Raw genomic sequence first — 586 nt, forward strand, 5'->3', positions numbered from 1 at the left:
AAAATTAAGGGGTAAGTGTTTTTTAAATTCAACGGGAGGCAAGTAGCCTAACGAAGAATGTAATCGTTTATGATTATACCAATAGGCATAAGCCGAAAAAGCGCGTTGTAACTCAGCCGTTGAGTTGAAACGTTGGCCTTTTACAAATTCCGTTTTAATTGTTTTAAATGTCGCTTCCGCTACCGCATTGTCATATGGACACCCTTTCTTGCTTAATGAATGCGTGATATTAAATGTCTTAAAACAATCCGCTAATAACCGATTATCAAACTCTTTACCGCGGTCTGAATGAAATAAATCCAATTTTGATAATGGCAGTTTAATTTGACTTAATGCCGACATAACAAGCTCTGCTGTTTTATGTTGACCAACATGGTAACCGACAATCTGCCTATCGGATAAGTTCACTAAAACACATAAATAGTTCCAACGTTGCTTAACTTGAATATAGGTTAAATCCGCAACAACAATTTGTTTTTTATCACCTACATCAAATTGTCGTTGCAGGTGATTTTCTGTGGCGGTTTCATTCACTTCCGTATTGTGAGATTGATAACGTTTAACGGTGTATTTTGATACCAGCAAT

General features: G+C 36.3%; 1 protein-coding gene. It reads right to left on the reverse strand.

Annotated features, from left to right (window positions below; all coding sequences use genetic code 11):
* The coding region (locus tag A9G35_RS01855) for an IS3 family transposase (protein WP_176701369.1) at nucleotides 1-586 on the reverse strand (586 nt) is incomplete at both ends.

The sequence above is a fragment of the Gilliamella sp. Choc5-1 genome, from assembly GCF_001690595.1.
Lineage (GTDB): Bacteria > Pseudomonadota > Gammaproteobacteria > Enterobacterales > Orbaceae > Gilliamella > Gilliamella apicola_M.